Below are 9,450 nucleotides of genomic sequence, written 5' to 3'. Positions count from 1 at the left end.
GATCTGTGCCTGCGATATCGAACCGGGCCGCATTCCGCAACCGTTCAGAGCAATCCCAGGAAAAGTGCCCAGCGGTTTTCGATCCGCAATTGCGGCTCCACGACGAATTGGCTCAAGGGAAAGGCAGCAATCCGTCCACCGCACCTTCGGCGCTTGTCAGCGTGTAGTAGAGCCCGCCGTCCGTGGGCGTCGCCGACGGCCGGTCGAGGATCGGCACGGTGAAAACAAGCTTGCCGTCCTTCTCGCTGCGCACCGGCGCGCCGAACATATAGTCGCGCTCCCCCGCGATGAAAAAGTCGACGGACTCGGCATCGCTGGGCGAATGCGCCTCGACGATGAGCGTCTCGTGATCGCCGGGCAGCACGCGGATGCCGAAATCAGATCGCGCCGGGCCGGGGAGCGTTGCAAGCGCAGTCTTCACCAGCGCCGCGTCGGTGGCGTTGTTCGGATCGGAAGCAGGATCGAGGCTGAGCCGCGTCTGCACCGGAATGCAGATCGTCTCGCATATGCCGAGAAAGACGTTGGCATCGATCGTCGCCGGCTGGTCGGGCGCCGACAGCGTGAAGGTCACCGGCAGCGATACGGGACGGTCATAGCCGGCCCATTTGCCGTAGCCGTCATCGTGGCGCTGCGGCGGCGGAAACGACAGCTTTGCATCTGCGATGTTGGTGCTGGCCGAGATGTCGATCTGCGGCGGCACACCGGCGTCGCCGGGATCGCGCCAATAGGTTTTCCAGCCTGGCTTTAGCGCGATGTCGAGCACGCCGTGGATCTTGCCCGCCTCGTCCGGCTTGCCGCTGGTCACCAGCCGCACCTTGCCGCCTTCGCTGTTGTACCAGGCCGAGGATGATGCCTCGGCCGGCTGCCCCGCTGCCAGGCCGACGACGGCGCCGAGCGCCACAATATTCAGGTATCGCATGACGGTGATTTGATCGCCCGTTCTTGGCCGCGCAATGGTTTCATGTTCCTGCAGGTATCATATTTGCGTGACATCGGGCAGCCTGACCATCTTTTCGGCGCCGCGGAAACGGGTTACCCTCAGTTCCATGGACTTGTTGCGCCACAAAAAGAAGACGGCCGGACGCGGCTTTCTCGACGATCAGTTCCTGATTGCCATGCCTGGCATGAAGGACGACCGCTTCACGCGCTCCGTTATCTATATCTGCGCCCACAGCGACGAGGGCGCCATGGGCCTGATCATCAATCAGACGCAGCAGATGCTGTTCCCGGACCTTCTGGTGCAGCTTGGCATCGTGAACGAGCAGGAAGCAATCCGCTTGCCGGCGCATGCCCGCGATTTCGTCGTGCGCAATGGCGGGCCCGTCGACCGCAGCCGCGGCTTCGTGCTGCATTCCGGCGACTATCGCGTGGAATCCTCGCTCAACGTCTCCGACGACATCTGCCTGACCGCCACGGTCGACATCCTGCGCGCCATCTCGACGGGTCGCGGGCCGCGTCATGCGCTGATGGCGCTCGGCTATTCTGGCTGGGGCGCCGGCCAGCTCGAAAGCGAGATCGCCGAGAATGGCTGGCTCACCTGCCCGGCCACGCCGGAGCTGCTGTTCGACGCCGACATCGAGCGCAAATACGATCGCATCCTTGCCTCGATCGGTATCGATCTCGCCCATTTGAGCGCCGCCGCGGGGCACGCTTAAACGCCTTTGCCGACCTGCGGGATTGGTCGAACCCCGCCTTGGCTTCGTCATCACCTCCGAGGAATGGCGGCGCTCTGAGCGTTTAGGGTGATAACGAAGTTGGAAGGTCGCCGCAGTTCGTAAGCGCCGAAGCAACGCCCTCTAAGCCTGTGTGAGCGGGTACTGCTCCCTCAGCGTCTTCAGCACCAGTTCGCCGGGCATCGGCGCGCCGAACATGAAGCTCTGGACATACTCGCAGCCCATCTGGCGCAGCTCCAGCGCGTCGCTCTCGTCTGAGATGCCTTCGGCGACGACCGACAGGCCAAGCTCATGGGCCATGTTGACCATGGACTTGAGCAGCACCGCACGTTTCGGCGTTGCGTCGTCGACGAAGCTCTTGTCGATCTTGATCGTGTCGAAGGGGAAGCGCGTCAGGTAGGAGAGCGATGAATAGCCGGTGCCGAAATCGTCGAGCGACAGTCCGATGCCGAGCTGCTTGAGCTTGGTCAGCACATGCGCGGTCTGCTCGGGATTGTCCATCACCAGCGATTCGGTGAGTTCGAGCCGGAAGCAGCGCGGCTTCAAGTTGGCCCGCGCAATGACGGAGCGCACGTCGCTGACCAGGTCGCGGCGGATGAGCTGCCGGCTGGAGAGGTTGACCGAAACCGACAGCGGCGCGTCGCCGATCTGCTTCTGCCAGGCCGCCAGATCCTCGGCCGCCTGCTGCATGGCGAACAGGCCGAGCTGCACGATCAGGCCGCAATTCTCAGCCACCGGGATGAAGTCTCCCGGCGGGATCATGCCGCGCCGCGGATGATCCCATCTGAGCAGCGCCTCGAAGCCGGCGACGCTGCCATCCTCCAGCCGCACGATCGGCTGGTAGGCAAGCGTGAATTCGCGCCGCTCGATGGCGCGGCGAAGGTCGGATTCGAACTGCAGCCTGTCGGTGCCGACGGTGCGGAAGGCCGGCCGGAACGGCTCGATCCTGTCGCCGCCGAAACGCTTGGCCTGATGCATAGCAAGCTCGGCGTCCTTGACCATGTCCTCCGACGAGGTTTGCGCCGTCGTCCAGGTGATCAGGCCGATCGAGGCGGTGAGCACGATCTCGCGCTTGGCAAAGGTGATCGGATTGTTGATCGCATGCTTGATGGCATCCGCCATGGCGGCGATGCGGGCCGGATCCTGTTCCGACAGCAGCATCAGCGCGAACTGGTCGCCGGCAAAGCGCGACAGCGAATCCTTGGGCTTCAAGAGCCGGTGCAGCCGGCGCGCGATGGTCAGCAGGATGGTGTCGCCGGCCGAAATGCCGAGCCCGTCATTGACCTGCTTGAAACGGTCGATGTCGATGACGAAGACGGTCGGGCGCACCTTGTCCTCGGTGCGGGCGATCGAGATGATCGCCTCTAGCCGGTTCATGAACAGCTCGCGGTTAGGCAGGCCGGTCAGGTTGTCGTGCACGGCGTCGTGCAGCAGCCTTTCCTCGGATTTCTTCTGCTCGGTCACGTCGACCATGGTGCCGACGCAGCGGATCACCTCGCCATCCGACCCGATCACGGGACGGGCGCGCAGCGAGAACCAATGATAATGCCCGTCGGCGCCGCGCAGGCGGAAATTCTGGGCCACGCGGCCGCGGCGGTGCTCCAGCACCACGTCCAGCGTGGTGCGGAAGGTGTCGCGGTCGTCGGCATGCAGCACCGGCAGCCAGTTGCGGGCCGCGCCCGAAAGGCTGTTGGGGGCAAGGCCGAGTTGCAGGCTGATGTCGGGCTTGGTCACCACGCGGTCGCGCAGCACGTCCCAGTCCCACACGATGTCGCCCGAGCCGGCGACTGCAAGCGCCTGGCGCTCGAGGTCGGAAAACAGGCCCTGGTGCAGCGCGCCGCCGGCAAAAGCGTGCTGCATCACCGTGAAACCGATCAACAGGATGATCAGGATCAGGCCGCCGCCGAGCGCCGGCTGGGCGATGTCGTTGTCCAGCATGCCGGTGATCGCCATCCACGAGCCGCATAGCCAGAGCAGCACCATCACCCAGCTCGGCACCAGCATGATCGCGCGGTCATAGCCGCGAATTCCGAGGAAGATGATGAGGCCGAGGCCGGTGAGCGCCGTCGCGGCAAACGAGATGCGGGCGATGCCGGCGGCGACCGCCGGATCGACGATGGCCACGCCGGCAATCAGTAGCAGCCCGAGGATCCAGACCAGCGCGCCGTAGCTGAAATGGCCGTGCCATCGGTTGAGGTTGAGATAGGCGAACAGGAACACCACGAAGGTACCCGCCAGCGCCACCTCGGTACCGGCCCGCCACATCTGCTCGTTGCCGGGCGAGATTTCGATGACCTTGTTGAGGAAGCCGAAATCGACGCAGATATAGGCGAGCACCGCCCAGGCAAGCGCGGCGGTGGCCGGGAACATCGAGGTTCCCTTGACGACGAACAGGATGGTCAGGAACAGCGCCAAGAGGCCGGCGATGCCGATGACGATGCCGCGGAACAGCGTGTAGGAATTGACCGAGTCCTTGTAGGATTCCGGGTCCCACAGATAGACCTGCGGCAGCTTGGGCGAGGCGAGCTCGGCGATGAAGGTGACGACCGTTCCGGGGTTGAGCGTCACTCGGAACACATCGGCGTCGGGGCTGGTCTGGCGGTCGAGCGCGAAGCCTTCGCTGGGCGTGATCGCCGCGATGCGCGTCGAGCCGAGATCGGGCCAGAAGATACCGGAATTCACCAGGCGGAAATGCGGCGCGACGATCAGCCTGTCGAGCTGCTGGTCGGTGGTGTTGGCGAGCGCGAACACCGCCCAGTCGCCGGTCGAGCGCGCGTCATTGGCCTCGACCTCGATGCGCCGCACGATGCCGTCGGGGCCGGGCGCGGTCGAGACCTGGAAATTCTCGCCCTGGTTCCGGTAGATCTCGACTGCGCCCGAAAGGTCGAGCGCCTTGTCGTCGCGGGCAATCTTGATCGGCTCGACGGCCAATGCCGGCGCAACCGCCGAAAGCGTGACGAAGAGCGCCAGGATGAGGGCGAACAGCGACGCGATTCGCGAAAAAGTCGTCACATATCAGCCCTTCGTTCCATCACCCGGCGGATCGTCCGCGATCCGGGCGTAGAGGTAGTGATCCTGCCAGATGCCGTTGATCCGGAGATAGGATCTGAGAAGTCCTTCGCGCCGGAATCCGGCTTTTTCAAGCACGCGGATCGACCGTGCGTTGTCGGGAATACAGGCAGCCTCGATCCGGTGCAACCGCAGCGTATCGAAGGCAAAACGCGACACCACCTTGACCGCGTCGGTCATCAGTCCACGGCCGCCGAAGCGCTCGCCGATCCAGTAGCCGATGTGGCCGCTTTGCGCGACACCGTGGCGGATGTTGCCGAGCGTGATGCCGCCGGCGAGCTTGCCGCTCGACTTCTCGAAGATGAAGAAGGCAATGGCCGTGCCTTGCGCATAGTCCTCGCGGTAGCGGCCGATGCGCAGCCGCCAGGCGGTGCGGTCGAGCTCGTCAGGCTGCCAACGCGGCTCCCATGGCTCCAGAAAGGCGCGGCTTTCGCCGCGCAGCGTCGACCATTCGCGGTAGTCGTTGGTCAAAGGCACGCGCAACGTGACCTTTTCGCCCTTCAGTGCCGGCAGGTCGCGGCGAAAGAAAGGAAGCGCGAACACGACTTCGGAACGAAGGTTAGACGGCGAGCCTGCGAGCCGTCGTCTGCGGGCCCGCAAGCGATTCGAGGATCGCCTCGTAGGGCGCCAGCGTGCCCACGGGGCCGACCGCCGTCAGCGTCGGTTTGGTCGAGAACAGCCGCGAGGAGAGATCGGTCAGCCGCTCGACCGTCAGCGCCGCCAGCCGCTCCATCAACTCCTCCTTGGCGATCGGCCGCCCGAACAGCAGCAACTGCCTGGCTATCTGCGAGGCGCGGCTTGCCGGGCTTTCGGCCGACATGATGAGGCCGGCCCGATATTGCGCGCGTGCGCGGTCGAGCTCATCCTGCTGGATGCTTTCCCCGGCCTTCTGCAATTCGTCGATGATGACCGGCACCAGCTTGGCGATATCACTCTGTCCGGTCGCCGCATGCACACCGAAAATGCCGGTGTCGGAAAAGCCCCAGTGGAAGGCATAGACCGAATAGCACAGGCCGCGCTTCTCGCGCACTTCCTGGAACAGCCTCGACGACATGCCGCCGCCGAGGATCATCGACAGCACCTGCGAGGCGTAGAAGTCGCGCACATGGTAGGCGCGGCCCTCGAAGCCGAGCACGATCTGCGCATCCATCAGGTCGCGGTCCTCGCGGAAGTCGCCGCCGACATACTGCGCATATTGCGGGATGTTGCTGGTGGCCTTGGCGCGGAAGCCGCCAAGCTGTCTTTCCACCTCGCGCACGAAATTGTCGTGCTTGATGTCGCCGGCGGCCACGATCACCATGCGCTCGGCGCCATATTGCCGTTCGATGAAATCGTGCAGCTGCCTGGAGGTGAAGGATTTGACCGTCTCCGGCGTGCCGAGGATCGAGCGGCCGATGGTCTGGTGGCGGAAGGCGGTTTCGGTGAAACGGTCGAAGACGATGTCGTCGGGCGTGTCGTGCGCGGCGCCGATCTCCTGCAGGATCACATGCTGCTCGCGCTCCAGTTCCTCCGGATCGAACTCCGATTCCTGCAGGATGTCGGCCAGGATGTCGACCGCGAGCGGCACGTCGGCGGAAAGCACCCTGGCATAGTAGGAGGTCGTCTCGACGCTGGTGGCGGCGTTGATCTCGCCGCCGACATTCTCGATTTCAGAGGCGATCTCGAAGGCGCTGCGCCGTTTCGTTCCCTTGAAAGCCATGTGCTCGAGCAGATGGGCCATGCCGTGTTCTTCATCGCGCTCATTGCGTGCGCCCGACTTGACCCAGGCGCCAAGGGCAACGGATTCGAGGCTTGGAAGGGTTTCGGTGGCGACCGTCAGGCCGTTCGACAGACGGCTTACCTCAACACCCATATGGCAACTACTCCCTAACGGGCCGCCCGCGTGTGGCGGCTCACGTATTCTTCCACCATTTTCAGCTCGGATGGAAGTATGGTGTACTTTTCGTCGGCTGTCATCAAGCCGGCGAGCCAGGCAGGCAGCGCTGGCGTAACGCCGCTGGGGGCCTCGACCGCCGCCGGGAATTTGGCCGGATGCGCGGTGCCGAGAACCACCATGGGCACGGCGCCCGACATATGGCCGGTCGCAACGTGCATAGCGGCGGCCGTGTGCGGATCGAGCAGATAGCTGCTCGCTTCAAGCGTCTGGCGGATGGTTGCCGCGACCTCGTCGACGCTGGCGCGGCCGGCGTCGAACTCCGCACGCATCCTCGCCATTTCGCCCGCTTCGACGGTAAAGGCGCCGGACTGCTTCAGCCCGTTCATGTAGCGCCTGACCGTCGCGGCATCCCGGCCCGCCGCCTCGAACAGCAGGCGCTCGAAGTTCGAGGACACCTGGATGTCCATCGACGGCGAGGTGGTGGCGAACACGCCCTTGGTGCGATATTCGCCGCTTGCAAGCGTGCGCGCCAATATGTCGTTGTCGTTGGTGGCGATGATCAGCCGCTCGACCGGCAGTCCCATTCGCTTGGCGGCATAACCGGCGAAAATATCGCCGAAATTGCCGGTCGGCACGGTGAATGACACCGGCCGGTCGGGCGCGCCCAGCGACAGCGCCGAGGAGAAGTAATAGACTATCTGGGCCATGATGCGGGCCCAGTTGATCGAATTGACACCCGACAGCGACACCCTGTCGCGGAAGCCGTGGTCGTTGAACATATCCTTCACCAGGCCCTGGCAATCGTCGAAATTGCCTTCGATCGACAGCGCGTGCACGTTCGCGGCGCTCGACGTCGTCATCTGCCGCTGCTGCACCGGCGAGACCTTGCCGTTGGGGAAAAGGATGAAGATATCGGTGCGGTCGCGGCCGGCGAAGGCGTCTATTGCCGCCCCTCCGGTGTCGCCGGAGGTGGCGCCGACGATGGTCGCGCGGTTGCCCCGTTCGGCCAGCACATGGTCCATCAGCCGCGCGAGCAGCTGCATCGCCACGTCCTTGAAGGCCAGCGTCGGGCCGTGGAAGAGCTCGAGGATGAAGGTGTTTTTGCCCGTCTGCACCAGCGGGCAGACCGCATCGTGCCGGAAAGTCGCGTAGGCTTCACGCACCAGCCGTTCGAAGACGGGTGCGGCGATCTCGCCGCCGAGGAAGGGTGTCAAGACGCGGATGGCAAGATCGGGATAGGCGAGGCCGCGCATGGCGCGAATATCGGCGGACGAGAACTGCGGCCATTCGCGCGGCAGGTAAAGCCCGCCGTCGCGCGCCAGTCCGGCCAGCACCGCGTCCGAAAATCCAAGCACGGGCGCATCCCCGCGGGTACTCACATATTGCATCGTCAAGAACCCATTGCTGCCGGCCGCGTCATCCACGGCAAATTGGTTAATTTTCCGAGCCGGCTCAGTCGCATTTTCGCCGCGGCGTTGATATACGTCACCGGCTTTGTGAGAGGGAAGTGCAGTTCATGAGGTTTTATTCGGTCAACCGCCGTGTTGTCGCGGGTCTTGCGCTCACCGGCTTTATGCTTGCCGCCGCAGGCTGCCAATCGAGCGACAATGGCATTTTGAACTTCGGCTTCAGCAAGAAGGACCCGACCGCGCCGCCACCGCCGCAGGACCCCAAGGTGCTTGCCAGCCAGTTGCGCGCCTACTGCCCGAAAGTGACGCTGCGCGACGGCACCGCCTTCTTCAATACCTATGCTAAGGGCGCCGCCGCCAAGACGAAGAAAAAGAAAGTCGATGCCGCGGCGGACGCTGAAGCCGAGGCAGCCGCAGCCGCACAGACCGGACCGAACGGTCAACCCGTCGACCCCAATCGCGATCCCGCCAAGATCATTTACCAGGCCTCGATCACCGACGTGACGCGCGACTGCACTCACGAAAACGGCCAGCTGACGATGAAGATCGCGGTGGCCGGCAAGGTCGTGCCGGGACCGCTGTTCACGCCCGGTACCGTGACGATGCCGATCCGCATCGCGGTCCAACATGGGCCTGACGTGCTCTATTCGCAGCTTCATCAGTATCAGGTGCAGGTCACCGATCCGTCTGCCGCGACGCAGTTCGTCTTCACCGACACCAACGTCGTAGTGCCGGAGCCGACCGCCCGCGACTACCAAGCCTATGCCGGCTATGACGAGAACGCGCCGGCAGCGACGGACAAGTCCAAGGCCAAGAGGAAGAAGCGCGTCGCCGCGGCGGCGACAAACTGATCTGGTTCGCCGCCAATCGCGCTTCCGCGGTTAAGCGTCCTCCGACCACTCCGACAATGCCGCAATCGTGCTGCCGAGTTCCGCCAAACGGCGGATGACGGTTTCGGCGCCCGCTTCGGTCAGCGAGTCGGCATGGCCGCGATAGCTGTGCCCCGCGCCGGTGAAGCCGATGACGCGCATGCCCGCCGTCCTGGCGCCGGTGACGCCGTGCACCGAATCCTCGATGACGAAAGTGTTCTTCGGGTTGGCGCCGAGCTGTTCGGCGGCATAGAGGAACACGTCCGGTGCCGGCTTGGTCTTCTTGCCGGGGATGTCGAGCCCCGAAAAGATGCGGCCGGCGAAGAAGGGCAGCAGGCGCACCTTTTCAAGCATGAACTCGATCCGCTCGGTGCGCGAATTGGAGCAGACAGCGCGCGGCGCGGTGACCGCCGCCACCGCCTCGCGTGCGCCGTCGATGATGCGCACGTCGCTGCGCAGCTTGCGATCGACGAGTTCCTCGGCGCGGTCGATCAGCGAGGCCTGGAAGGGAAGGTGAGATTTCTCCTCGACCCGCATCAGGATGTCCTTGAAGG

Annotated in this window: 8 protein-coding genes; 2 read left to right on the top strand and 6 right to left on the bottom strand. The window is 64.4% G+C overall.

Features of this window, described 5'->3' with window-relative positions; genetic code table 11:
- Window positions 1-112: 112 nt before the first annotated feature.
- A complete protein-coding gene (locus EOA79_RS25400) occupies window positions 113-919 on the bottom strand; it encodes a protein-disulfide reductase DsbD domain-containing protein (protein ID WP_095823795.1) in 807 nt (268 codons plus the stop codon).
- A gap of 127 nt (window positions 920-1,046) precedes the next feature.
- On the opposite strand from EOA79_RS25400, the gene EOA79_RS25395 reads away from it, so the two are divergent.
- On the top strand, window positions 1,047-1,655 hold the full coding sequence (locus tag EOA79_RS25395; protein ID WP_066997984.1) for a YqgE/AlgH family protein: 609 nt from the start codon (window positions 1,047-1,049) through the stop codon (window positions 1,653-1,655).
- A gap of 141 nt (window positions 1,656-1,796) precedes the next feature.
- On the opposite strand, the gene EOA79_RS25390 is transcribed toward EOA79_RS25395, so the two are convergent.
- Genes EOA79_RS25390 through thrC form a run of 4 tightly spaced genes read right to left on the bottom strand, consistent with a single transcriptional unit; the run spans window position 1,797 to window position 8,006 of the window.
- On the bottom strand, window positions 1,797-4,685 hold the full coding sequence (locus EOA79_RS25390) for an EAL domain-containing protein (RefSeq protein WP_067327864.1): 2,889 nt from the start codon (window positions 4,683-4,685) through the stop codon (window positions 1,797-1,799).
- 3 nt (window positions 4,686-4,688) lie between these two features.
- The gene (locus tag EOA79_RS25385; RefSeq protein WP_066997979.1) at window positions 4,689-5,285 is read right to left on the bottom strand and encodes a GNAT family protein; all 597 of its coding nucleotides are present in this window, start codon (window positions 5,283-5,285) and stop codon (window positions 4,689-4,691) included.
- Between the two features lie 16 nt (window positions 5,286-5,301).
- Window positions 5,302-6,594, bottom strand: coding sequence for a pitrilysin family protein (locus EOA79_RS25380; protein WP_066997977.1), 1,293 nt, complete (start codon window positions 6,592-6,594; stop codon window positions 5,302-5,304).
- A gap of 14 nt (window positions 6,595-6,608) precedes the next feature.
- On the bottom strand, window positions 6,609-8,006 hold the full coding sequence (thrC, locus tag EOA79_RS25375; protein WP_095823929.1) for a threonine synthase: 1,398 nt from the start codon (window positions 8,004-8,006) through the stop codon (window positions 6,609-6,611).
- A gap of 128 nt (window positions 8,007-8,134) precedes the next feature.
- Here thrC and EOA79_RS25370 point away from each other — a divergent pair, with 128 nt between their 5' ends.
- A complete protein-coding gene (locus EOA79_RS25370) occupies window positions 8,135-8,878 on the top strand; it encodes a hypothetical protein (protein WP_066997974.1) in 744 nt (247 codons plus the stop codon).
- A 30-nt stretch (window positions 8,879-8,908) separates the two neighbouring features.
- Here the strand turns inward: EOA79_RS25370 and EOA79_RS25365 are convergent.
- The coding region (locus EOA79_RS25365) for an HAD-IA family hydrolase (RefSeq protein ID WP_128293405.1) at window positions 8,909-9,450 on the bottom strand (542 nt) is incomplete at its 5' end.

Source organism: Mesorhizobium sp. M1A.F.Ca.IN.020.03.2.1 (assembly GCF_004023205.1).
Taxonomy (GTDB): domain Bacteria; phylum Pseudomonadota; class Alphaproteobacteria; order Rhizobiales; family Rhizobiaceae; genus Mesorhizobium.
The sequence above is the reverse complement of the archived record's forward strand: the minus strand, read 5'-3'. Positions and strand labels throughout refer to the sequence as shown.